This window comes from Georgenia sp. EYE_87 (assembly GCF_023148685.1).
Classification (GTDB): domain Bacteria; phylum Actinomycetota; class Actinomycetes; order Actinomycetales; family Actinomycetaceae; genus Georgenia.
The window spans coordinates 35,446-58,870 of sequence record NZ_JAHXNL010000015.1 but is presented as its reverse complement, the minus strand read 5'-3'; the positions used below and the strand labels follow the sequence as shown (position 1 = coordinate 58,870).

The 23,425-nt window shown below is 73.7% G+C and carries 22 protein-coding genes and 1 riboswitch; of the genes, 13 read left to right on the top strand and 9 right to left on the bottom strand.

Going from position 1 to position 23,425, the window contains the following annotated elements:
* The first annotated feature begins 27 nt into the window (after window positions 1–27).
* The gene (locus tag KZX45_RS17175; RefSeq protein ID WP_248258980.1) at window positions 28–969 is read left to right on the top strand and encodes a 3-hydroxyacyl-CoA dehydrogenase NAD-binding domain-containing protein; all 942 of its coding nucleotides are present in this window, start codon (window positions 28–30) and stop codon (window positions 967–969) included.
* Between the two features lie 122 nt (window positions 970–1,091).
* Here the strand turns inward: KZX45_RS17175 and KZX45_RS17170 are convergent, their stop codons facing one another.
* Window positions 1,092–2,546 carry a glucose/sorbosone family PQQ-dependent dehydrogenase gene (locus tag KZX45_RS17170; protein ID WP_248258979.1) on the bottom strand — a complete coding sequence of 485 codons (1,455 nt, stop codon included), beginning with the start codon at window positions 2,544–2,546 and terminating at the stop codon, window positions 1,092–1,094.
* Between the two features lie 289 nt (window positions 2,547–2,835).
* Between KZX45_RS17170 and KZX45_RS17165 the strand changes: the two genes are divergently transcribed.
* Together KZX45_RS17165 and KZX45_RS17160 are read left to right on the top strand one after the other, a co-directional pair.
* On the top strand, window positions 2,836–3,828 hold the full coding sequence (locus tag KZX45_RS17165) for a pirin family protein (protein WP_248258978.1): 993 nt from the start codon (window positions 2,836–2,838) through the stop codon (window positions 3,826–3,828).
* Window positions 3,829–4,107: 279 nt separating this feature from the next.
* Window positions 4,108–4,695: an NADPH-dependent FMN reductase gene (locus tag KZX45_RS17160; RefSeq protein WP_248258977.1), complete on the top strand. Its 588-nt coding sequence runs from the start codon at window positions 4,108–4,110 to the stop codon at window positions 4,693–4,695.
* A gap of 188 nt (window positions 4,696–4,883) precedes the next feature.
* Here KZX45_RS17160 and KZX45_RS17155 read toward each other — a convergent pair whose 3' ends face one another.
* The gene (locus KZX45_RS17155; protein WP_248258976.1) at window positions 4,884–5,147 is read right to left on the bottom strand and encodes a hypothetical protein; all 264 of its coding nucleotides are present in this window, start codon (window positions 5,145–5,147) and stop codon (window positions 4,884–4,886) included.
* A 343-nt stretch (window positions 5,148–5,490) separates the two neighbouring features.
* Here KZX45_RS17155 and KZX45_RS17150 point away from each other — a divergent pair, with 343 nt between their 5' ends.
* From KZX45_RS17150 to KZX45_RS17140, 3 genes are all read left to right on the top strand, one after another.
* A complete protein-coding gene (locus tag KZX45_RS17150; protein WP_248258975.1) occupies window positions 5,491–8,250 on the top strand; it encodes a beta-N-acetylglucosaminidase domain-containing protein in 2,760 nt (919 codons plus the stop codon).
* A 228-nt stretch (window positions 8,251–8,478) separates the two neighbouring features.
* Window positions 8,479–9,417, top strand: a complete 939-nt coding sequence (locus tag KZX45_RS17145; RefSeq protein ID WP_248258974.1) for an ABC transporter ATP-binding protein — start codon at window positions 8,479–8,481, stop codon at window positions 9,415–9,417.
* Window positions 9,414–10,331: an ABC transporter permease subunit gene (locus KZX45_RS17140; protein ID WP_248258973.1), complete on the top strand. Its 918-nt coding sequence runs from the start codon at window positions 9,414–9,416 to the stop codon at window positions 10,329–10,331. Before KZX45_RS17145 ends, KZX45_RS17140 begins: the two co-directional genes overlap by 4 nt.
* A gap of 61 nt (window positions 10,332–10,392) precedes the next feature.
* Here the strand turns inward: KZX45_RS17140 and KZX45_RS17135 are convergent, their stop codons facing one another.
* Window positions 10,393–11,388: a squalene cyclase gene (locus tag KZX45_RS17135; protein ID WP_248258972.1), complete on the bottom strand. Its 996-nt coding sequence runs from the start codon at window positions 11,386–11,388 to the stop codon at window positions 10,393–10,395.
* A 156-nt stretch (window positions 11,389–11,544) separates the two neighbouring features.
* Here KZX45_RS17135 and KZX45_RS17130 point away from each other — a divergent pair, with 156 nt between their 5' ends.
* Window positions 11,545–12,639, top strand: coding sequence for a DUF1524 domain-containing protein (locus tag KZX45_RS17130; RefSeq protein WP_248258971.1), 1,095 nt, complete (start codon window positions 11,545–11,547; stop codon window positions 12,637–12,639).
* Here KZX45_RS17130 and KZX45_RS17125 read toward each other — a convergent pair.
* Window positions 12,555–13,280: a hypothetical protein gene (locus KZX45_RS17125; protein ID WP_248258970.1), complete on the bottom strand. Its 726-nt coding sequence runs from the start codon at window positions 13,278–13,280 to the stop codon at window positions 12,555–12,557. The genes KZX45_RS17130 and KZX45_RS17125 overlap by 85 nt on opposite strands.
* A 127-nt stretch (window positions 13,281–13,407) precedes the next feature.
* On the opposite strand from KZX45_RS17125, the gene KZX45_RS17120 reads away from it, so the two are divergent.
* On the top strand, window positions 13,408–14,193 hold the full coding sequence (locus tag KZX45_RS17120; protein WP_248258969.1) for a TetR/AcrR family transcriptional regulator: 786 nt from the start codon (window positions 13,408–13,410) through the stop codon (window positions 14,191–14,193).
* Window positions 14,190–15,800, top strand: a complete 1,611-nt coding sequence (locus KZX45_RS17115) for a serine/threonine-protein kinase (RefSeq protein ID WP_248258968.1) — start codon at window positions 14,190–14,192, stop codon at window positions 15,798–15,800. The genes KZX45_RS17120 and KZX45_RS17115 overlap by 4 nt, the downstream gene beginning before the upstream one ends.
* A 156-nt stretch (window positions 15,801–15,956) precedes the next feature.
* On the opposite strand, the gene KZX45_RS17105 is transcribed toward KZX45_RS17115, so the two are convergent.
* The 3 genes from KZX45_RS17105 to KZX45_RS17095 form a co-directional block, all read right to left on the bottom strand.
* Window positions 15,957–16,394: a very short patch repair endonuclease gene (locus KZX45_RS17105; protein ID WP_248258967.1), complete on the bottom strand. Its 438-nt coding sequence runs from the start codon at window positions 16,392–16,394 to the stop codon at window positions 15,957–15,959.
* Window positions 16,391–17,035, bottom strand: a complete 645-nt coding sequence (locus KZX45_RS17100; RefSeq protein WP_248258966.1) for a hypothetical protein — start codon at window positions 17,033–17,035, stop codon at window positions 16,391–16,393. The genes KZX45_RS17105 and KZX45_RS17100 overlap by 4 nt, the downstream gene beginning before the upstream one ends.
* A gap of 269 nt (window positions 17,036–17,304) precedes the next feature.
* The gene (locus KZX45_RS17095; protein ID WP_248258965.1) at window positions 17,305–18,630 is read right to left on the bottom strand and encodes a CynX/NimT family MFS transporter; all 1,326 of its coding nucleotides are present in this window, start codon (window positions 18,628–18,630) and stop codon (window positions 17,305–17,307) included.
* Window positions 18,631–18,725: 95 nt separating this feature from the next.
* On the opposite strand from KZX45_RS17095, the gene KZX45_RS17090 reads away from it, so the two are divergent.
* Window positions 18,726–19,808 carry a DNA polymerase IV gene (locus tag KZX45_RS17090; protein ID WP_248258964.1) on the top strand — a complete coding sequence of 361 codons (1,083 nt, stop codon included), beginning with the start codon at window positions 18,726–18,728 and terminating at the stop codon, window positions 19,806–19,808.
* Window positions 19,809–19,914: 106 nt separating this feature from the next.
* Entirely contained in the window at window positions 19,915–20,151 is a 237-nt protein-coding gene (locus KZX45_RS17085; protein WP_248258963.1) for a hypothetical protein, read from the top strand.
* A 16-nt stretch (window positions 20,152–20,167) separates the two neighbouring features.
* Here KZX45_RS17085 and KZX45_RS17080 read toward each other — a convergent pair whose 3' ends face one another.
* On the bottom strand, window positions 20,168–21,424 hold the full coding sequence (locus tag KZX45_RS17080; RefSeq protein ID WP_248258962.1) for a M18 family aminopeptidase: 1,257 nt from the start codon (window positions 21,422–21,424) through the stop codon (window positions 20,168–20,170).
* 82 nt (window positions 21,425–21,506) lie between these two features.
* A riboswitch (guanidine-III (ykkC-III) riboswitch) is annotated at window positions 21,507–21,570 on the top strand.
* 11 nt (window positions 21,571–21,581) lie between these two features.
* Here KZX45_RS17080 and KZX45_RS17075 point away from each other — a divergent pair.
* Together KZX45_RS17075 and KZX45_RS17070 are read left to right on the top strand one after the other, a co-directional pair.
* A complete protein-coding gene (locus tag KZX45_RS17075) occupies window positions 21,582–21,896 on the top strand; it encodes a multidrug efflux SMR transporter (RefSeq protein ID WP_248258961.1) in 315 nt (104 codons plus the stop codon).
* A gap of 253 nt (window positions 21,897–22,149) precedes the next feature.
* Window positions 22,150–22,590, top strand: coding sequence for an ester cyclase (locus tag KZX45_RS17070; protein ID WP_248258960.1), 441 nt, complete (start codon window positions 22,150–22,152; stop codon window positions 22,588–22,590).
* An 89-nt stretch (window positions 22,591–22,679) separates the two neighbouring features.
* On the opposite strand, the gene KZX45_RS17065 is transcribed toward KZX45_RS17070, so the two are convergent.
* A complete protein-coding gene (locus KZX45_RS17065; protein WP_248259008.1) occupies window positions 22,680–23,078 on the bottom strand; it encodes a YchJ family protein in 399 nt (132 codons plus the stop codon).
* Window positions 23,079–23,425 lie beyond the last annotated feature (347 nt).

Genomic DNA, 23,425 nt, shown 5'->3' with positions numbered 1-23,425 from the left:
ATCAGTACTCAGAGAGAAGTGAGAGTCATGAGCAACACCTCCCGCACCATCGCCGTCGTCGGCACCGGCGTCATCGGCGCCAGCTGGGCCGCGTACTACCTCTCCCGCGGGTTCACAGTGGTCGCCGCGGACCCCGCCGAGGGCGCCGAGGACCGCCTGCGCACCTGGGTCCAGCAGTTCTGGCCCGCGCTGGAGACTCTCGGGCTCGAGGACGGCGCGTCGAAGGAGAACCTCCGGTTCACCGCCTCCATCGCCGACGCCGTGCGCGACGCCGAGTTCGTCCAGGAGAACGGGCCGGAGCGACTCGAGATCAAGCGGGCCATGCTCGCCGAGATCGAGTCGACGCTCGCCCCGGGAGCGCTCATCGCGACGTCTTCCTCGGGCCTGCTGATCTCCGACGTCCAGAAGGGGATGACGCACCCCGAGCGCATGGTCCTCGGGCACCCGTTCAACCCGCCGCACCTGATCCCGCTCGTCGAGGTCCTCGGCGGTCGGCAGACCTCCGCGGAGAGCGTCGACAAGGCGCTCGCCTTCTACGCCGAGATCGGCAAGAAGCCGATCCGCATCAACAAGGAGATGGCTGGGCACGTCGCCAACCGGCTCCAGGTGGCGCTGTGGCGCGAGGCGTTCCACCTGGTCCAGACCGGGGTGGCGAGCGTGACGGACATCGACACCGCCATCTCCTACGGACCCGGGCTGCGCTGGGCCCTGCTCGGCCCGTTCCTCAACCTGCACGCCTCCGGCGGCGACGGCGGCATCACCCACGTGCTCGAGCACATCGGCCCGGCCCAGCGCGAGTGGGCCCGCACCCTGGGCGAGTACCCCGAGACCGACGACTACATCCCCGTGATGGCCGAGGGCGTCGCGGAGGAGCTCGCCGGGCACGACTGGGACGAGACCCTCCGCCAGCGCGACGAGGTGCTCCTCCAGCTCCTCGCCGCCAAGAGGGCCAAGCCCCAGCTCCCGTAGCCTCGCGCCGCAGGCGCCACAGACCGGGCGGCGCGTGAAGCACGGCAGGCCGCACCCCTCGGGTGCGGCCTGCCGTCTCTGGGTGGCGCCGGGGCGTTCCGGCGCTTCGGTTAGGGAACCGCTCAGTCGGTGCCGGTGTAGGTGAAGGTGAGGATGGCGCCGGGGTTCTGGAGCTCGGTGGTGGCGTCGCCGTTGGTGCCGCGGGCCAGGCCGCCGCTGTCGGTGGCCACGAAGATGGTGCGGCCGTCGGGGGAGACCGCGGTGTCGCGGTAGCGGTTCACGGTCTCGAACAAGGGGAGCGGGCCGTCGATGCGCACGCCGTCGTCGTCGAAGACGGGAAGCCTATAGAGCGTGCCGTGCTTCAGGGTCGGCATAAGGAAGGAGTTCTCCCAGCCGGGGATGGCGTCGTCGTCGTAGAACTCCAGGCTCGACGGCGCGACGGTGGGGTAGCAGATGAAGAAGAACCCGGACGGCTCGCAGGCCTCGCCGCTGAAGTCGTGGCCGGTGGGCACGGTGTAGAAGGTGCGCAGCGGCGGCTGGAAGTCGGGGGAGTAGAACTCCGACTCCTGCAGCTGCGGGACGGTGTCGGGGATCTCGAAGGCGTTGTACTGCTCGGGGGTGCAGTCCTCCCAGGCGGACCAGTCGCCGAAGATGTAGGCCTGGTCGTCCTGGTAGCCGGCCACGTTCGGCCAGCCGTAGTTGCCGCCGGCCACGATGAGGTTGAGCTCGTCGTCGCTCTTGGGGCCCTGCTCGGAGGAGTAGACCTGGTCGTCCGGCCCGAGGGTCAGGCCCTGGGGGTTGCGGTGGCCGTAGCTGAAGACGTGGCTGCGTACGCCGTCGATGCGCGGGTTGTCGCGCGGGATGGTGCCGTCCTGGTTCAGGCGCAGGGACTTGCCCTGGTAGGCGATCCAGTTCTCGTCGTCCACCTCGTCCTGGGTGGGCAGGCGCTGGGCCCGGTTGACCTTGCAGGCGTTGAGGTCCTGGAGGTTGCCGCGGTCGCCGATGGTGTAGAGCAGCTTGCCGTCGGGCGCGAGGATCATACGGCCGGAGTTGTGGTCGTCGCTGGCGTAGAGGCCGTCGATCAGGACCTCTTCGGAGTCGGGGTCGAGGACCTCGTCCTCGGCGTCCCAGGTGTAGCGGGCGATGCGCTGGCGCCGGTCGATCGCCTCGTTCTCGGGCGGGGTGCCCTCGCCGTCGTAGGTGTAGGAGAGGAAGACGTACTGGTTCCGGTTCTTCTTCTCGAGCAGGTCCGGGTGCAGCACCATGCCGAGCAGGCCGTCCTGCTCGCCGGGCGTGGCGAGCACGCCGGGGATGGTCAGGGCGAGGGAGGTCTCGCCCGTCTCGGGGTCGACGCGGGTGACCTCCCCGCTGGTCCGCTCGGTGATCCAGAGCATGTCGTCCGGGCCGTAGATCACCTCGAAGGGGTCCGACAGGCCGGTGGTGAGGATGTCGCGGGTGAAGTCGTCCTCGACGGCCGGGGGGCCGCCGTCGTCGCCGTCGTTGCTCGCGAACGCCGCGGCGGCGGTGGAGGTCAGGAGCAGAAGGGCGGCGCCGAGCGCCGCGGGAGCAGTCTTCATCGTCTGTCTCCGCCCGGGCGGGACGCTGCCCCTGACCCGGGGTCATGGGGGATAAAGGCTTGGCGACGGCGGAGCGGGCGGCTCGCATCGTCGCAGGCTGCGGGGCCGTGGGCGCCCGCAGCGGACTGCGGCAGGGCCGTAGGTGGGCGACCGGTACTGGGGCGGGACGTCATGGTCTGGGGAAGCGCGTCGCCGGTGCGACCATACGTCCGCCGCCACGCGGCCGCTACGGGTCGCGGCCTGTCCGGTTGGCCGCGGCGCGGTGACCGGCCCGATCTACGCTGGGGCCATGACCAACCTCGAGACCCGGCCCCAGGAGCAGGTGTGCGTCACCGGCCCCGGCACCTCCGCCGTCGAGCTGATCGAGCCGCGCGACGTCCCCCTCGGCGGGCCGCGCGCCATGACCGTGCGGCGCACGCTGCCCTCCAAGCAGCGCTCGCTGATCGGGGCGTTCTGCTTCGCCGACCACTACGGGCCCGACGACATCTCCGTCTCCGGCGGGATGGACGTGCCCCCGCACCCGCACACCGGGCTGCAGACGGTCACGTGGCTCTTCGAGGGGCAGGTGCTCCACCAGGACGCCCTCGGCTCCGTGCAGACCATCCAGCCCGGCCAGCTCAACCTCATGACCGCCGGGAACGGGATCTGCCACTCCGAGGAGGGCACGCTCACGCGGTTCCCCACGCAGGTGCGCCTCCACGGCGTCCAGCTCTGGACCGCCCTGCCGGACGCCGACCGCGCCGGCGCGCGCGCCTTCGAGCACGTCGCCGACGTGCCGGGGTTCGACGTCGACGGCGCCCGCGTGCAGGTGTTCATGGGCACCCTCGGCGGTGTGACGTCGCCGGCGCGGGCGTACTCGCCGCTGGTCGCCGCGCAGATCGACATCCCCGCGGGCGCGCGCGTGCGCCTGCCGGTGGACCCGGCGTTCGAGCACGGCATCCTGCTCGACAGCGGCGACCTCACCGTCGACGGCACCGCGGTGCCGGAGGCCTGGCTGGCCTACCTCGCGCCCGGAGCCGGCGAGATCCTCCTCGAGGCGGGGGCGGCCCCGGTCCGTGCGGTGCTCATGGGCGGCGTCCCGTTCGGCGAGCAGGTGCTGATGTGGTGGAACTTCGTCACCCGCACCCACGAGGAGGTCCTCACCGCCCGGGCGCAGTGGCAGGCCGCGGTCGCCGGCGAGCCGGAGGGCGTCGCCCGGTTCGGCCGCGTCACCGGCTACGACGGCGCACCCCTCCCCGCCCCCGAGCTGCCGCAGGTCCGGCTCAAGCCGCGCTCCCGTTAGGGCGCTGCGCGGCGGAGCGCCTGGCCGCCGTCCCTGAGACGGGCTGGCCGCGCCCGAAGCGGACGACGCCGGGTCGAGCCGGGCTGTGTCGCCGGTGAGGACGCGTGGCGCCTCGAGGTCGAGCGCGAGGCTGACGTCGGTGTGCCCCGGCGCGCCGACGACGGCGGGGGACCTGTGACCGACGCCACCGCCGTCCTCGGAATCCCTTGAAGATTCATGCAGTTGCATGGAGTGAAGGGCGCGAGCCCTAATCGGATCGACACGAACCACAGGAGAGTCATGACCAAGATCGCCATCGTCACCGGCAGCATCCGCCCCGGGCGCCAGAGCCTGAACGTCGCCAGCTGGGTCAAGTCCATCGCGGAGAAGCGCGACGACGCCGAGTTCGAGATCGTCGACATCGCCGACTTCAACCTGCCGGTCTGGGCCGAGGCCACGCCGCCGTCGTGGGGCCCCGCCGCCTCCGCCGAGGGTCAGGCCTGGTCCGCCAAGATGGCCGAGTTCGACGGCTTCGTCTTCATCGTCTCCGAGTACAACCACTCCATCACCGGCGCCCTGAAGAACGCCCTCGACTACCTGGCCGCCGAGGTCAACAACAAGGCCGCGGGCTTCGTCTCCTACGGCTCCGCCGGTGGCGCCCGCGCCGTCGAGCACCTGCGCGGCATCCTCTCCGAGATGCAGGTCGCGCACGTGCGCAACGCCGCGCTCCTGTCCCTGTTCACGGACTTCGAGAACTTCTCGGTGCTCAAGCCCACCGAGCCGGCCACCGCCGCGGTCGAGCCGATGCTCGACCAGCTCGTGTCCTGGACCAAGGCCATGGAGGCCGTGCGTGCGGGCGACTTCGCCCCGGTCGGCGCCAACGCCTGATCCTGATCCCTCCGGAAGCCCGGGGCGTCGGCGACGGCGCACCCGGGCTCTCGTTGGACAGGAAGAACCCGGCAGCACCTCAGGTGCCGCCGGGTTCTTTGCGTGTGACGCCCCACCGCACTGCGAGAAGTCACGACTTTGTGACGTCTGACCAGCGACAGTGGTGCGAGGGTGCGTCTCTCGGTGACCTACCGCGCGGCGCGCAGCACCTCGACCTGGGCCGCGAGGGCCTCGACCAGTGCGGTGGCCTGCTCGACGTCGAGGCCGTCCTCGGTGCTGGCCTCCAGGTGCAGGCGGGGGCCGTTGCCGTCGTCGACGATGACCGTCCGCGCCTCTCCGGACCCCACGCGGGTGACCACGATCGGGGAGCGGCGCATGCGCACCGCCGCGTCCGCCGGGTCGGTGATCTGGGTCGGGTCGGCCCACACGGGCGCGAGGGCGGTGATGGTCACAGGAGGGTCCTTCCAGAGACGTGACAGTGAGAGCCGTAGGGTTCTGAGCGGAACGCTACTCGCCCTCGGACCTGGTTTCGACCCTGAGTTTTCGGCGGAATCCGGCCATAAACTCATGGGCCCGGCATCCGGTGAGGTCCGAGCCCCAGGCATCCGCACCACCGCGGGGCTCGGTGGCGGAACTCACACCCGCAGCCCGGGCCGGCGGGCGATACCGGCACCTCTTGACGGTAACTCACCCCTCTGGCTGAATGTGCACTGAAACGCCCACCGCCTCACAGGAACGAACATGGCGACGATGCCGCGGCGGTGGTTCTCACGACGACCAACGGGGGGACAGTCCGTGAACACGCGAACGCGCCGTGCGCGCACCTGGAGAACGACGGTGGGAGGGGCGGCCGCGCTGGCGGCCGCGCTCGCCGTCGCCGCACCTGCCGCGGCGGAGCTGCACGCCGCCGCGGCACCGGCCGAGGGGGCGCCTGCGGCCGAGGCCGCACCGCAGATCTTCCCGGCGCCGCAGGAGCTGACGACCGGCGGCGAGCCCGTGCCGCTGGCCGGGAGGGTGACGCTCGTCGTCGGCGAGCGGACCGACGCCGCCGCGGTCGCGGCGGCCGAGGAGATCATCACGGCGGCCGGCGGCAAGGTCACCACCACGACCGGCGCGCGCGGCGCCGGCAAGGAGGTCTACCTCGGCACGGTGGCGGACAACCCGGCGCTCGCGGAGGTCCTCGCCGGCATGGGCGTCGAGGACGCCGCCGACCTCCCCGAGGAGGGCTACGTCCTGGCGAGCGGGCGCTACGAGGGCCGCCCCGTCGTCGTCCTCAACGGTGCCGACACCCGCGGCACGTACTACGCCACCCAGACCCTGCGCCAGGTGGTCGACGGGAGGACGGTGCCCGGCCTGGAGATCCGTGACTGGCCGCTGATGTCGATCCGCGGCGCGATCGAGGGGTTCTACGGCATCCCGTGGTCGCACCAGGCCCGCCTGGACCACATGGAGTTCTACGGCGAGCACAAGATGAACACCTACATCTACACGCCGAAGGACGATCTGCTGCTGCGCTACGAGTGGCGCGAGCTCTACAGCGGCGAGGACCTGGCGCGGATGCAGGAGCTCATCGAGGCGGCGAACGCCAACCACGTGGACTTCACCTTCGCGCTCTCGCCCGGCAACGACATCTGCTACTCCTCGCAGAAGGACTTCGACGCGACGATCGCCAAGTTTGAGCAGCTGCGCGACCTCGGCGTCGACTCCTTCTACGTGGCCCTCGACGACATCCCGCTGCGGCTGCACTGCGACGCCGACCGCGCCAAGTACCCGAACGAGGGCAACTGGTACTGGCTGGCCGACGCCCAGACCGACTACCTCAACCGCATCCAGACCGAGTACATCGAGCCGAACGGCCTGGCCCCGCTGCAGACCGTGCCGACCAACTACGCCGGCTCCGGCGAGGACCCGTACAAGGGCCGCTTCGGCGATCGCCTCGATGAGGACGTGCGGGTGCAGTGGACCGGCGAGGGCGTCTTCTCGGACACCATCACCGAGGAGTCGGTGCAGCGGGCGTCGCGGTCCTACCGCACCGAGCACCTGTACATCTGGGACAACTTCCCGGTCAACGACGGCCGCCGCAGCCGGTTGTTCCTCAACCCGCTGACCGGCCGCGACCCGGGGCTGTACCAGCACATCGAGGGCATCACCTCCAACCCGATGATCCAGCCGTACGCGTCGCTGCCCGCGCTGGGCAACTACGCCGACTACACCTGGAACGGCCCGGCCTACGACGCCGAGGCGTCCATGTCCGCCGTCCTCGCCGAGCTGGCCGGGAACGACCCGGTCGTCCAGGAGGCGCTGGTCGCCTTCGCCGACCTCAACCAGAGCTGGCCGTACCGCGACGACGTCGTCCACGCGCCCGCCCTGAGCGCCGACGTCGAGGCCTTCTGGGCCGCCCACGAGGCCGGGGACGCCGCCGGTGCCGCCGCGCTACGGGAGCGCCTCGCGGTCATCCGGGCCCTGCCGGAGACCCTCCCCGCGATGGCCGAGCCCGGCTTCGCCGCCGACGCCGAGCCGTGGATCGACGCCGCCGCCCAGTGGGCCGCGGCCCTGAGCCACGAGATCGCGATGCTCGAGGCGATCGCCGCCGACGACGGAGCCACCGCCACCGCGGAGCTCTTCGCCGCCCGCGACTGGATCGCGCGGACCACCGAGCCCACCGTCGACGACCAGGGCGGCGACGGCGTGCTGCGCCCCGACGTGCTCGTCCCCAGCGTCGGTGACGGCGTCTTCGAGGACTTCTCCGACCGGGCCATGGCCGCCTACGCCGAGTGGCTCGGCGCAGAGCCGGCCGGACCGGCCGAGGGGTACCCGGCCACCGCGTCGAGCTCGCTGGGCACCTACCAGGACAACACGGTGGCGAAGATGGTCGACGGCGACCCGGCCACCCTCTACTGGTCGAACGAGGCCGGCCGCGCGGGCGACTACGTCCAGGTCGACCTCGGCGAGGTCCGCGAGGTCGGGTCGGTGAACGTGCACCAGGCCGACTCCGACACCCAGTCCGGCGACATGTTCTACTCCGCCACCCTCCAGTACTCCGTGGACGGGCAGACGTGGACGGACGCCGGGGAGTACAGCTCCTCCCCGCTCGTCGCGCACACGTTCGACACCCCGGTCCAGGCGCGGTACGTGCGGCTGCTCGCCACGGCTCACAACTCGGGCGGGCAGTGGGTGAAGATCCGCGAGTTCGTGGTCTCCGCTCCGTCGGGGGAGTTCGAGACGAACCTCGCCAGCGTGCCCGGTGAGGGGGCCGCCCGCGCCTTCGACGGCGACGTCGCGACCTCCTACGCGGCGGCCGACGCGCCCGTCGACGGCTCGTTCCTCGCCCGGAACCTCGACGAGCCGGCCACGGCGGGCTCGGTCGCCGTCGTCGGGTCCGGCTCCGGCGAGATCCAGGTCTCGCGCGGGGGCGAGTGGGTGACCGTGGGCGAGCTTGCCGCCGGTGCCGCCTTCCACGAGGCCGAGCTCGACGGCGGAGCGGTCGACGGCGTGCGCCTGGTCTTCGCCGCCGGCTCCGAGGCGCCGCGCATCGCCGAGGTGGTGCTGCGATAGAGGGCGTGCGGCCGGAGTATAGGTGCTCCCTGTGTGGCCTCGTCCGTGAACCAGGTGAGTGGCGGCCGACCCTGAGGGCGTCCCTCAGGGTCGGCCCGTCCGGATCCAGGGTCCGGTCAGGGCCGGTCCCGGATCCGCCGGTTCGCCCGGATCGGTTGACTCGTCGTGACATCCCCGGCGGGCGGCCAGCGGCCGCTCGTCCGGGGCGGGACCGACCTGAGGGCAACCATGATCGAGGCACACGACCTCACCAAGCGCTACGGCAGCAAGACCGCCGTCGACGGCATCAGCTTCACCATCCCGCCCGGCACCGTCACCGGGTTCCTCGGCCCCAACGGGGCCGGGAAGTCCACCACGATGCGCATGATCGTCGGCCTGGACCGGCCGACCTCGGGGACCGTGACGGTCAACGGCAAGCACTACGCGCAGCACCGCTCCCCGTTGAAGGAGGTCGGCGCACTGCTCGACGCGAAGGCCGTGCACAGCGGCCGCAGCGCCCGCTCGCACCTGCGCACCATGGCCGCCACGCACGGCATCCCCACCCGGCGGGTGGACGAGGTCATCGAGATGACCGGCCTGGCCGGCGTCGCGGGCAAGCGGGTCGGCGGGTTCTCCCTCGGCATGGGCCAGCGGCTCGGCATCGCCTCGGCCCTGCTCGGGGACCCGCGCACCCTCATCCTCGACGAGCCGGTCAACGGCCTGGACCCCGAGGGCGTGCAATGGGTCCGCAATCTCACCCGGCAGCTCGCGGCCGAGGGCCGCACCGTCTTCCTCTCCTCGCACCTGATGTCGGAGATGGCGCAGACCGCCGACCAGCTCCTGGTCATCGGCCGCGGCCGGATCATCACCGCCGGCCTGGTCCAGGACGTCATCGACTCCGCCACCGGCGCGGTCGTCAAGGTCCGGTCGCCGCAGTCGGCCGAGCTCGTGCCGCTCCTGAGGGCCACCGGCGCCACCGTCGACGCGGCCGGCGACGGCGACGGCACGCTCGCCGTGCACGGCACGACCGCCGAGCTGATCGGCGAGACCGCGGCCCGCAACCGGATCGTCCTGCACGAGCTCACCGTCCAGCGGGCGAGCCTGGAGGAGGCCTACATGACCCTCACCCAGGACGCCGTCGAGTACCGCTCCGAGACCACCCACGAGGCCATGGAGGCCGCCCGATGAGCACGACCACGACCACGACCAGCCCGGCCGGGCCGGGCGGCGGCGCGTCCGCCGTCGCTCGCCCCGGCTCCCCGACGGCGACCGGCCCAGGCAAGGCCGGCACCGTGGGTGCCGCCTCCGTGGGCGCCGCCCGGCTCAGCTTCCTCGGCGTGATGAGGGGTGAGTGGATCAAGCTCCTCTCCCTGCGCTCGACCTGGTGGACGATGGGCATCACCGTCGCGGTGATGACCCTCCTCGCGCTCGCGCAGGCGTCCTCGCTCCAGTACTTCGCCGAGGACGCGGCCGCCGCGGGCGCCACGCTCTACGGCGCGGAGATCGTCATCGGCGGCTACCAGTTCGGCACCGTCACGATCGCGGTGCTCGGCGCGCTCCTGATGACGGGCGAGTACTCCACCGGGATGATCCGCTCCACCTTCGCCGCCGTGCCGAGCCGCCTGCCCGTTCTCGTGGCGAAGGCGCTCGTGCTCGTCGTCCTGACCGTGGTGGTCAGCGCCGTCAGCATCCTCGGCGGCTACCTGGTGGCCCGGCCCTTCCTGGAGGACTACGGCCTCGTGCCGTCCCTCGGTGACGCGACCACCTGGCAGGCGTTCGGCGGCATGACCTTCTTCTTCGTGGCCGCCGCGTTCATCGCCCTCGGCCTCGGGGCCGTGCTCCGGCACACCGCCGGGACCATCACGACCGTCCTGGGCCTGCTCCTGCTGCTGCCCGGCGTGCTGCAGTTCGTCCAGATCGACTGGGTGCAGGACCTCGTCGCCGTCCTGCCGCTGCCCGCAGCCGTGTCCTTCCTCGGCCTCAGCGAGGTCTTCGGGAGCAACGAAGTCCTCACCGCGTGGGAGGGCGTGGCGGTCGTCGGCGCGTGGGCCGCCGTAGCGCTCGTGGCCGGCGCGGTGAGCCTGCGCCGCCGCGACGCCTGAGTCCCGCGAGGCCACGCGTTAACGCGAGCTACGCGGCAATGCGAGCTGCGCCGTCGCCGGGTCAGTCATCCCCGGCGACGGCGCCCGCGTCGTCCCACCACTCCAGCACGCGCGTGGCGTAGAACGTCAGCCACGGCGAGGGTTCGCCCGCCGGGACGTCGACCTCGAACCACACCCGGCCGGGGTGCCGGCGGGCCTGGAGCCACGTGCTGTTCGGCTGTCGGGCCGCCCGGACGAGTTCGACCGCCTCGGCCATGCGCGGGTCGGGCGCCGAACCGTCGAGCCGCGAGGCCTGCCGGAAGTACTCCGCCGCGTTGAGGACGTTGTAGAAGGAGCGGAACGGGTAGGCGAAGCGGTCCACCCAGGGGGCCACCGGCTGACCCGTGGACAGGCGCCGGAACAACGCCCGCCGCAGCAGGTACTCCTCGCCCGCGTGCCGGGCCGCGCGGATGGCGTCCGTGCCACCCGTCGCCACCTCGTACGCCAGCAGGCCCTTGAGCGAGTTGAGCGTCGAGTGGAACGACGAGCGCGTCGAGCCCTCGACCCACTCGCAGTTCCAGCCGCCGTCGGGCAGCCGGTGCTCGAGGAACCAGTCGACGACGCCGCCCACGCCGGCGCCCAGCCAGACGCCGTTCGCGACCGTGAAGCCGTTGATGCAGCAGTCGACCTCGCCGCCCCAGTACGGGAGGTCGTCGTACTCCCACCGGCTGTTCTCGGCGAGGAGCTCGGCCGTGCGCCGCTCGCGCAGCACCGCGGGGTCGAGGCCCCACTCGCGCAGCGTGTTCAGCGTCCAGGTCGTCGCCGTCCAGGGCTGGCCGGCGCCGGCCGCCGCCTCCGGGCCCTGGAAGTCGAAGTCGGCGGGGAAGAAGGCCCCGCCGGCCCACTGCCCGTCGGGGTCCTGCAGCGCGAGGAGGCGGGCGCCGAACCCCTCGGTGGCGATCCGGGCTCGGGTGGCCTCCCACACCTCGGGCGGCTCGTGCAGGAGGTCGCGCTCGACCTGCCAGCGCAGCGCCGGGTCGGATTCCAGCAACCAGGGGACGAGGGCGGCGTCGACCACGGCGCCGACGCTAGCGGGGTAGCCGGCGTGGCGTCGAGATCCTCGGTGGCTCTCCCGACGGCGCCGAGGGCAGTCCGGGGCGGGCGGGCGGTGAGATAGCGCACGAAGGGCTCCGAAACATCTCGGCCGAGGAGTGTCGAGGCCTACCGTCGAGACATGTTCCAGAACGCCGGGCCGCGGCGGCGCCCGCGGTGGCGCACGCCGCTGATCGTCGCCGCCGCGGTGGCGGTGCTCGGCGGCGTGGCGGGGGCGTTCGACGACGTGGAGCCCTCCGCGCCCGGGACGCCGGTCGCGGTCGGGACCGCGGCACCGACGACGACGGCGGAGCCGGCCCCGACGGCGGCCCCGTCGCCCACCCCTTCTCCTACTCCGACGGCCGTGCCGAGCCCGACGGCGGAGGCCGCGCCGTCGCCCTCCCCGGCTCCCGGCCCGCCGGCCGGGGCGCGGCCGGGAACCGCCCTGGCCGCCGTCGCCGGCCTCGAGGTCAAGGGCCGCGCCCCGAAGACGGGATACGACCGCGAGGCCTTCGCGTACCGCGCCTACGACCAGGACCGCAACGGCTGCGACGTCCGCAACGACATCCTGCGCCGCGACCTCGTGGACCTGGCGATCGGCGCCGGCACGAGCGGGTGCGTGGTCGAGTCCGGCACGCTGCACGACCCGTACTCCGGCTCGGCGATCGCTTTCGTCCGCGGCGCAGCCACCTCCGGCGACGTCCAGATCGACCACGTCGTCGCCCTCAGCGACGCCTGGCAGAAGGGCGCCCAGGCCTGGGACGCGTCCACCCTCCGCGAGTTCGGCAACGACCCCCTCAACCTCCTCGCCGTCGACGGCCCGCTCAACAGCCAGAAGGGCGACGGCGACACCGCCACCTGGCTGCCCCCGAACCAGGCCTACCGCTGCGAGTACGTCGCGCGGCAGGTCGCCGTGAAGGCGGAGTACCGCCTGTGGGTCACCGGGGCGGAGCGGGACGCCATGGTGCGCGTGCTCACCCGGTGTCCGGACCAGCCGCTCCCGGCCCGCGAGACCGCGCCGCTCATGCCCGAGGTCGCGGCCGCCCCGGCCCCTTCGCCCGAGCCGGCGCCCGCGTCGGCCCCCGCCCCGGGCGGCGGTGGTGCCGGCACCGACCCACGTTTCAGCTCCTGCGCCAAGGCGCTCGACGCCGGCTACGGACCGTACGTCTCCGGCGTCGACGCCGAGTACGACTGGTACCGCGACGGCGACTCCGACGGGACGGTCTGCGAGAGCTGAGCCGTGCCGGCGCGCCGGCCGAGCACCGCCAGGGCCGCGCACCCCGCGGCGAGCAGCACGCCGTGGCCGATGCGGCCCGCGGGGGCCACGAAGAACTGCGGCAGGTACAGCACCAGGCCGAGACCGACGAGCAGCCCTCCTGCCCGGCCGAGCGTGCCCGAGTCCCGGAGCGCGGTCGCCAGCGAGACGCCCGCCGCGGCGAGCGCGAGCAGCCCCGCGCCGAAGGAGGCGATCGCCACCGGCTGGTACCGGAAGGCGTCGGCGAGCTCGAGCAGGCCGGGCTCCGCCTCCGTCGCGGCACGCTCGGCGATCACCTGCAGCGCGAAGGTCTCCCCGCCGTAGTACGGCAGCACGAGGCTGACCCCCAGCCACGTGAGCACGGCGGCGACGGCGGCGGGCAGCTGCCGGAGGCCGGGCACGGTGCGGCGCAGCGACCACACCGCGACGGTGAGCGCCAGGAACGCCAGCATCCCGACGGAGTGGGCGAGCACCCACGCGGTCGAGGACATGGCCTCCGCGCCGGCCAGGGTGGTCTCGTCGCTGTACGGGCGCAGCGCGGGGTAGACGACGAAGCCGGCGCCGGCGAGGGCGAACGCCACCGCCGTGACGGCGGGTCGAGAGGTGATGCGCGAACTGGTCATCGGGTCTCCTGGCGCTAGAGAGAGCAGTGCTCTCGGTTCTCACCATGGTGACAGGAGCGGTGCGCGAAAAGCAAGAGCGGTGCTCACATTCGTGACAAGCGCTCTCAGTCTTGGCATCATCGCTGCCATGCCCGCGCCAGTCAGCCCGCCCGTCACTGCCCGCGCCCGTGCACGGGCGGAGCTCACGAGGGACATCAAGCGGCTGGCCCTGCAGCAGCTCGCCGACCAGGGGGCGGGAGCGCTCTCGCTGCGGGCGGTGGCGCGAGAGCTCGGCATGGTCTCCTCGGGCCTGTACCGCTACTTCGCGAGCCGCGACGAGCTGCTGACCGCACTGATCGTGGACGCGTACGGCGATCTCGCGGCGACGATCGGCGCGACGACGGCGGAGGTGGCGCCCGGCCGGTTCCGGGCGCGCTGGATCGCCGCCTGCCACGCCCTGCGCGGCTGGGCGCGGCGCGAGCCGCACCGGTTCGCCCTGATCTACGGCTCAGCCATCCCCGGCTACCGCGCGCCGGCCGACACGATCGCCCCCGCCACCGCGGTGATGACGGCGCTGGCCGGCATCGTCGACGACGCCGCCCGCACGGGAGCACTCACGGACGTGAACGGCGAGGCGGTCGACGGCGAGCTCGCGGCGCAGCTCGACGGCGTGGCTCGCGTCCTCGGCGAGCACATCCCCGCCCCCGTGCTCGCCACCCTCGCCGGCGCGTTCGGGCAGCTCGTCGGCATGGTCAACCTCGAGCTCGCGGGCCACTTCGTCGGCGGCTTCGAGCCCGCCGACGCGCTCTTCGGCCGCACCGTGCGGCAGATGGCCTCCGGCCTGGGCCTGCAGGACGTCGACGAGCCGGAGCGCGCGGGACCGGGGTCGCGCGGCGGGCCGAACGGCGGTACGGCCGCGATGATGTCGTCATGACAACTCACGTCCTGCTGGGGCGCTACGAGCTAACCCGGCTGATCGGTCGGGGCGGGATGGCGGAGGTGTGGGAGGCCCGCGACACCCGCCTGGGCCGCCGGGTCGCGGTCAAGACGGTCAACCTCGCCGCCGCCCACGACGCCAGGGTGGGCGAGCGGCTGCAGCGTGAGGCGGTAGCCATCGCGAGCCTCAGGCATCCGGACATCGTCACCGTCCACGACGCCGGCGTCGAGGGAGACACCGCCTACCTGGTCATGGAGCTCATCGAGGGCAGGGACCTGGCCGAGGTCCTGAGGGGCGGTCCGCTCCCGGTCCCGGAAGCGCTGCGGGTCGTCGAGCGGGTGGCCGGCGCCCTGTCGGCCGCGCACGCGGCCGGCATCGTCCACCGCGACGTCAAGCCGGCCAACGTGCTCCTGCACGGGGATGACGTCACGGTCGTGGACTTCGGGATCGCGGCCGCGGCCCAGGCCGCCGGAGCCTCGCTGACCGAGCCCGGGACGGTGGTCGGCACGGCCGACTACATGGCTCCGGAGCAGGCCGAGGGGGCAGAGGTCACGCCGGCCAGCGACGTCTACGCGCTGGGATGCCTGATGACGGCCGCGCTCACCGGGCGGCCCCCGTTCACCGGCGCGCACCCGCTCGACGTCCTGCGCCAGCACGCCGCCGCGTCACCGCCCGGCCTGGCCGCGCAGGTACCGGAGCTCCCACGGGATCTCGACGCCCTCGTCGCGGCGATGCTCGCCAAGGACCCGGCGGACCGGCCCTCCACGGCGGCGGTTCTCCAGACCCTGCGGGCGCCGCGCCACCACCTTCCGACCGCCGCGGTGGCGGACCCCGACGGGGCCACTGAGGTCCTGCCCGCCACCGGCACCACCAGAACGCTGCCGGCTGCGGCCGTGGCGGCTGCGCCCGCCGCGGGGAGGGAGCCGGCGGCAGGCGCGCCCACCACGGGCCGCGGCACCGAATCAGTTACGGCGACCGCGGGCCCGGGCACCGAGTCAGTCACGGCGGTCGCCCCGGCCCGCTCCGGACGAGGCCGTCCCCGCTGGGTCGTCGGCGGGGCAGCCGTGGCCGGGGTGGCCGGCATCGCCGTCGCGATCGCCCTCCTGGGGGGCGGGGACCCGACCGGGACCGAGGCGCGGACGCCGGCCGCCGGAGAGTCCCCCGCGCCGGCAGCATCACCGACGCCCGGCGAGCCCCAGGCCAGCGCGCCTGCACAGCAGGAGAGCGCGCCGGCCCAGGCGGCGCCACCGAGCGCCGCACCTCCGGCGGACTCCGCCGGGCCTGGTGCCGAGGGCGGGATGTCCGCCCTCCTCGCCTCGCTCCAGGCGGACGAGGAGACCCGCACGCAGCTGGAGGAGCAGTGGGATGAGCTCACCGAGGTCCTGGCCGAGGGCAAGGCCGACAAGGTCACCGACAGGGCCAAGGACCTCAGCAAGCGCATCGACGAGCTTGCCCGCGAGGGGGAGCTCGGTGAGGCGGAGGCGCAGGCCCTGCAGGACGAGCTGGCCGCTGCCGTGGGCACGGAGCTCGAGAGCAGCGGCAAGGGGAACGGCGGGGACGACAAGGGCGAGGGGGACGACAAGGGCGACGGCGACGCGGACTGAGCGGCCCCGGAGCCGGCACGCCCGGACTGAGCGGCCCCGGAGCCGGCACGCCCGGACTGAGCGGCCCCGGAGCCGGCACGCCCGGACTGAGCGGCCCCGGAGCCGGCACGCCCGGACTGAGCGGCCCCGGATCCGGCACGCCCGGACCGCGCGTCCTCAGATCCGGCGGCGCTCGCGCACCCGCTCCCCGACGATCCGCGCCGCCTCCGCCGGCTCGCTGTGCTCCCACACGCGCACCACCACCCAGCCCGATGCCTCGAGCAGCGCGGTGGTGTCGGCGTCGCGGGCCTGGTTCGCGGCGAGCTTCTGCGACCACCAGTCCGCGTTGGCGCGCGGCTGGGTCCCGTGCTCGGGGCAGCCGTGCCAGAAGCACCCGTCGACGAACACCGCGACCTTCGCCCGGGTGAACGCGATGTCGATGGTCCGGCGACGGTTGCCGGGCACCGGGTAGTTCACCCGGTAGCGCAGTCCGGCCGCGTGCAGTTGCCGGCGCAGGAGCAGCTCGCAGCCGGTGTCCCGCCGCGCCGCGACGGACATCCGCCGCGAGACTGCGGCGGAGGAGGCGCCCGGGTGGGGCGGTACGCGCACGGTCATCGGGGGCCTCCGCCGCACAGCGTAGGTCCGCGGTCGTCGCGGGAGGGGAGCCCCGGACCGGCCTCGTCTCGGGACTCCACCCTGGGCCCGGCACGGGATTCGACCCCCGGACCGGCCTCGTCACGAGACTCCACCCTGGGCCCGGCACGGGACTCCACCCGGGGACCGGCCAGCCCGCTCCCGCCGGGACCGACTGCGGAGCGGGTGAGCCACGCCGCCGCCCAGACCGCCCCGGCGACGACGCCGATCAGCACGACCGTCACCACCACGATTCCGAGGGCCGCGGCGGACTCGGCGGCGGGGCGGTCCCAGACCCGAGCGACGAGCAGCCCCGCGACCGTCAAGCCCCCCGCCGAGAGGAGCACGCGCGAGCTGCGTCGTCGTTCCACGGCCGCCGCGAGAGTGCCGGGGAGCAGCGCGACGAGGAAGGTCATTGTGGTCAGGAACGTGCCCGCCGTGCCGGCGTCCGGCGTGCTCCCGGTGGCACGGTCGAGAACGCGCAGCAGCCAGGTGACGGTCCCGGCGGCGACCCCGCCGACGCCGAGCGTGATGACGACGGCGGCCAGCACGCGTGCGCCCTTCCCGGCGTGGCCCACGCGCGCCGCGTCCCCGCGGCCCGGGGCAGTGGGGGAGTGCGCCATGGTGAATCCGTTCTGCTGACGGTCCGTGAGGCCACGGGCCGTGACCTTCAGGTTACGGATCACAGCGGGGTCAGCGCCCCGGCGAGGCACCGGAAGGTCGAGGCCATCCCGATCCTGCGCAGACGGCGGGACCCCGCGACGGCGCGTTCCCGCGCAGATGAAGTGCTCCAGCGCAGATGAAGTGGTCCCGGGCCCACTTATCCGGCCCAGAACCACTGGCCGGTGGACGGAGCGCACGCGGGCGCGCCACTCGTCCGGCGGACGGCTCGCTACCCGGCCGTGCCCGCCCGCGTGCCCGGTCCCTGCCGCCGCGCGAGCAGCGCCGCGGAGACCCCGCCCAGGGAGAAGGTGAGCGTGGCGACGAGGACGAGCCCGAGCGGCGCCGTCCATCCGCCCGTGGCGGAGTTCAGCGCGCCCGCGAGGGGCGCCGCGAACGTGGCGGCAACGTACCCCCCGGCCTGGACGCGGGCGGACATCGACGCGGCCTCCCGGTCGGTCCGGGTGACCCGGGCGATGATCGACAGGATCGCCGTGAAGCCGCCGCCCTGGGCGACGCCGCCGACGATCGACCACGTCGTGAACGACTCCGGCGCCACCATCAGCCCGACCGGCAGGGTCGCCCAGAGCGCCCCGATGAGGGCGACCGGCACCCACCCGGGGGCACGCGCGGCGATCGCCGGCACGCCGAGCGAGCCGACGACGGCGGCGATCTGGAACAGCGACGCCGTGGCGCCCGAGGCGGCCTGGTCGAGGCCGCGGGTGTCCGCGAGCAGCGTGGGCAGCCAGGCGGTGACCGCGTAGTAGGAGAACGACTGCCCGCAGAACGCGAGGAGCAGCAGCCAGCCGATGCGGCTGACCCTGGCGGAGGCCGCCGCCCGGCGGGCCGCGCTCTCCGTGGCGTCCGGCGTGGCGTCCGACGTGGTCTTCGACGTGGCGTCCGGCACGGCGCTCGGCGTAACCGCATCGGCCGAGGGAGCGGTGTCGGCCCGCTGCCGCTCTGCCGCGTGGGACGCCGCCCGACGGCGGGCGAGCCACACCCAGAACGCCGCGCCGACGGCGGCCAGCACGCCCCAGGTCAGCAGCGCCCCGCGCCAGCCCACCACCGCCGCCAGCGGGGCGGTGCCCAGCGAGGTGATCATCGAGCCGACGTTGAGCGACGCGGTGTACACGCCGGTGACGGCGGAGGCCCGCCGCCAGTGGACGTCACGCCTGATCACCACCGGGACGACGATGTTGCCGATCGTGATCGCCGCGCCGATCATCACCGTGCCGAGGAAGAGCGCCCACGCCGGCCCCGCCGACCGGACCACCGTGCCCGCCAGCACGCCGAGGAGGCAGGCGACGACGGCGAGCTCGGGTCCGGCGCGGCGGATCACCCGCGTCGCGAGCGGGGTGGCGAGGGCGAAGAACAGCACCGGCAGGCTGGTGAGCAGGCCCGCGGTGGTCGTCGAGAGCCCGAGGTCCGCCCGGATGTCGCCGACGACGGGCGCCGGCGCGACGATCGGCCCACGCAGGCTCAGGGCGACCAGCGCGACGCCGCCGACGACGGCCCACGGAAAGGCTCCCCGCGCGGGGGACGCCGGGGAGGTGGACATCGGCACCGATGGTAGGCCGCTTCCGCGGGAGCGGCGGCGCCCGTCCGGCCAGCGGCCCGCGTGACAGCGTGCGTGGGCTTGGTCAGACTCGTGCCATGAGCGACGGCGCCAGGCCCTGGGTGCTGCACGTGGACCTCGACCAGTTCATCGCGGCGGTCGAGATCCTGCGCCGCCCGGAGCTCGCGGGCCTGCCCGTCGTGGTCGGCGGACGGGGCGACCCGACCGAGCGGGCGGTCGTGGCGACGGCCTCCTACGAGGCGCGCGAGTTCGGCGTCGGCTCGGGCATGCCCATGAAGACGGCGGTGCGCAAGGTGCCCGACGCCGTCTTCCTGCCGGTGGACGCGCCCGCCTACGAGGCGGCGTCCGAGCAGGTGATGGCGACGCTGCGGGAGCTCGGCGTCGTCGTCGAGGTGCTCGGCTGGGACGAGGCCTTCCTCGGCGCGGTCACGGACGACCCGGAGGCCCTCGCGCGGCGGGCGCAGGAGGCGGTCCTCGCCTCGACGGAGCTGCACTGCACCGTCGGGATCGGCGACAACAAGGTGCGCGCGAAGATCGCGACCGGGTTCGGCAAGCCGCGCGGGATCTTCCGGCTCACGGAGAAGAACTGGTTCGAGGTGATGGGCGAGCGGCCCACGCGGGACCTGTGGGGCGTCGGCGCCAAGATCTCCAGGCGGCTCGCCGGCCACGGCATCCGCACCGTCGCCGAGCTCGCCGCGGCGCCGCCGGAGGAGCTGGTCGCGGAGTTCGGCCCGCGCATGGGCCTCTGGTACGGCCAGCTGGGCCGGGGCATCGGGCCGGCGGTGGTCGACGACAGCCCGTGGATCGCGCGCGGGCACAGCCGGGAGACGACGTACCAGCACAACCTCACGACGCCGGAACAGGTGACGGCCGCCGTGCGGGAGCTCGCCGAGCAGGTCTTCGAGGACACGGCCCGCGAGGGGCGGGCGGTGTTCCGGGTGACCCTCAAGGTGCGCTACGCCCCGTTCGTCACCAAGGCGATCGGGCACAAGCTGGCGGCGCCGACGACCGATCGCGACGACGTCGTCGCCGCGGCGGTGGAGCTGGCGGGACGGATCGAGCCGGGCCGGGAGATCCGGCTGCTCGGGGTCCGCGCCGAGATGGTCATGCCGGAGGAGGGCGACCCGGCCGAGCGGACCCCGGTCCGTGGGCGCCTCTGACCGCGAGGGCTAGAATTGACTGAGCGCGACGGTAGGCGCCCTGGGGTCAGTGGGGAACTCGGGGCTGCGGCGGACCACCCTGCCAACCTCGTCGGAAGGAAATCCCATGTGGCTCAAGGACACGCTCCCCCCGCCCCCGCCCGGCACGGCGTGGTCGCTCCACCGGCGCGGGGACTCGGTGCAGCTGCGGCTGCACGCCAAGGGGTTCCTCGGGCACGAGATCGCCCGGTGGGGAACCGAGGATTTCTCGCACCTCACCCCGGACCCCGTCACGGCCCTGACGGAGGTCGCGACGCAGATCGCCGCCGAGCACCGGGCGGGAAACTCTCAGTCGGCCGCGTGACGACCTCGCCGGGGTCCTACGCCCCGGCGAGGAACGCCCCCGCCGCGGCGGCCAGCGCCGCGGGGTCGCTCACGTGCGCCAGCTCGCGGGCGGAGTGCATCGAGAGCAGTGGCACCCCGACGTCGACGGTGCGGATCCCGAGCCGGGTCGCGGTGAGCGGCCCGATCGTCGACCCGCACGGCACGGCGTTGTTCGAGACGAACTCCTGCCACGGCACGTCGGCGCGCTCGCAGGCCCGCGCCCAGAGCGCGGCGCCGTGGGCGTCGGTGGCGTAGCGCTGCTTGGCGTTGATCTTCAGCAGCGGGCCGCCGCCCAGCGTCGGGTGGTTGGCCGGGTCGTGGCGCTCGGGGTAGTTCGGGTGGATGCCGTGGCCGGCGTCGGCCGAGACGCACCAGGAGCCGGCGTACGCGCGGCGGACCTCCTCGGCGGTGCCGCCCGACACGCGGGTCAGGACGTCGTCGAGGAGCGGCCCGGACGCGCCGGAGCGCGACGCCGAGCCCAGCTCCTCGTGGTCGAAGGCGGCCAGCACGCTGACGTGCGCGGCGTCGTCGGGCGCGTCGAGGAGGGCCAGCAGCCCCGCGTGGACGGACACGAGGTTGTCCATGCGGCCGGCCGCGAAGAGGGTGTCGTCGAGGCCGAAACGGCGCGGCGCCTGCGTGTCGGCGGTGAGGACGTCGTACCCCACGACGTCGTCCGCGCCCAGGCCCGCGGCGTCGGCCAGCCGCCCGAGCAGGTCGCCGTGCGCGCCGACGCCGAAGACGGGGGCGGTGTGCCGCTGCTGATCGAGGGTCACGCCCTTGTCGTTGACCGACCGGTCGAGGTGGATCGCCAGCTGCGGGATGCGCAGGAACGGGCCGGTGCGCACCAGGTGCTCGCGGCCCTCGCGGTCCACGAGCCGGCCGGCCAGCTCGAGCTCGCGGTCGAGCCAGGAGTTCAGCAGCGGGCCGCCGTAGACCTCGACGCCGGCCTGGAGCCAGCCGTGCGCGGTGACGGTGGGACGCGGCTTGAGCTTGAAGCCGGGGGAGTCCGTGTGGGCGCCGACGATCCGGAACGGGGTGGTGGGCCCCGCCGTCGCCGGCCGCACCCACGCGACGACCGCACCGTCCCGGACGACGTAGTGACGCCCGGTGCTCTCCCACCCGTCCGCCTCGTCGAGGGCCGTGAACCCGGCCAGATCCAGGCGGCGGGCCACCTCGGCGGCGGCGTGATACGAGGACGGCGAGGCGGTGATGAGGTCGGCGAGGTCGGCGAGGTGGTCGGCAGGAGCGGGCACCGGACCATCCAAGCACGCACCGCGTGGAGGCCGACCTCACCGCCCGGACCGTTGCCGGTAACGACCGGGGCGTGGCACCCTGGCAGGGCCCGGAACGGGCACCGGACGAGGGAGCTGTACCCGGCGAGCGACAAGACGGCCACGAAGGAGAACCGTCATGTCCTGGCTCGTCCTGGTCCTGTCCGGCGTCCTCGAGGCCGTCTGGGCGACCGCCCTGAGCAGGTCCGAGGGCTTCACCCGCCTCGCCCCGACCGTCACGTTCTTCGTCGCCCTCGGCCTGAGCATGGCCGGCCTCGCCTACGCCATGAGGTCGCTGCCGGTCGGCACCGCCTACGCCGTCTGGGTGGGCATCGGCGCGGTGCTCACCGTCACCTACGCGATGGCGACCGGGCAGGAGGCGGTGTCCCTGATCAAGATCCTGCTGCTCGGCGGGATCGTCGGCTGCGTCATCGGGCTCAAGCTGATCCACTGACCGCGGGCGTCGGCTCCGTGGACGGATCCTGCACGAGAGGCGCTTGCGGCGTCGCCGGGTCCTGTTCGCCGTCGTCCGGGCCTACCGGGAGACGGAGCGAGGTGGGAAAATCGTGGTGGATCCCGGAAGTCAGCTCCGGGAGGTGGCTCATCGGCGGACGTGGTCAGCATCAACCAACCGGCAGCGGGGCCGCTCCGGCCCCGGCGTTCGCGCGGGTACGCCGTACCCGCGAGACCAGCAGGGATGACCCACGATGATGACGATGGAGGAGCGCGCCGACCTGTTCCGGCGCACGATGGACGCCGTATGGAACAGGGGTGACCTTGACGCCTGTGACGAGCTGTTCGCGGCACACTGCATGTTCCACGACCCGACGTTCCCGATCGACGGTGTGGCCGGGTTCAAGGAGTTCGTGCGCGACCTTCGGACCGCGCAGGCGGACCTGCACATGGACTTCCACGAGGTCGTGGCTGGGGGAGACATGACCGCGTACCGGTTCACGTGCGGAGGGACCGCGTCGAAGGAGTTCCGAGGGTTGCCCGCGACCGGCAAGTCCTACGTGATGACCGGGATGGGCATGAGCAAGTGGGAGGACGACCGCATCGTCGAGGACTGGAGTGTCTACGACATGCTCGGCGGCCTCCAGCAGCTCGGCCTCATCCCCGAGCGGATCACGCACGAGACGAGCGCCTGAGCGCGCATCCGGGCCCGCGGCGATCGTGCCGCGGGCCTTCTCCGTGCGGCCAGCCCCGCCCAGCGGGGGGCGGTACCCGAGCGGCCGACCTACGCGGAGTCGCCGTCGAGGTAGTACCAGCGCCCGTCCTCGCGCACGAACCGGCTGACCTCGCGCATCTGGCCGCGCCCGACGGCGGAGCGGTGGTGCGCCACGAACTCCACCACGCCGGTCTCGTCGAACGGCCCGCCGGCCTCGGTGCGCCGCACGTCGAGGCGGCGCCACTCCGTGCCGTCGGCGAGGTTGAGGTCCGCCGGCCGGGTGGTGGGGTGCCAGGTGGCCAGGAGGTAGTCAGCGTCCTCGACGGCGAACGCGCTGTAGCGCGAGCGCATGAGCGTCTCGGCCGTCGGGGCGTAGGGGCCGCCGGTGGGGAGTCCGGCGTGGAACCGGCCGCAGCAGGCCGCGTAGGTCTCGCCGGACAGGCAGGGGCAGCGGGCGTCGTCGGGCAGTGCAGGCACGCGGCCATTCTGCCGCCGGCACGCCTGGGGCGCCTGGCCGGGAACCTTCGCCCGACCGTGGGTGGCCCGGCGCGCGGCCCGCGGGGGAGACGCCGCACCCGTGACCATTCTGTGACCATCCCTGGACGCGACGACGCCAGCCCGTAGTCTCGGACGTATGAGGCAGCGAACCGCGGGTGGTGCCGCGCTGGTCGTGGCCGCCTGCCTCGCGCTGACCGGGTGCGGTGACGACGGCCGCCCGCCGGCCGGCGCGGCGGGCCCCGCGCGGACGGCACCGGCCTCGCCGACGTCCCCGACGGCGGAGCCGACCGAACCCCCGGCGTCACCGACGGGTGTGC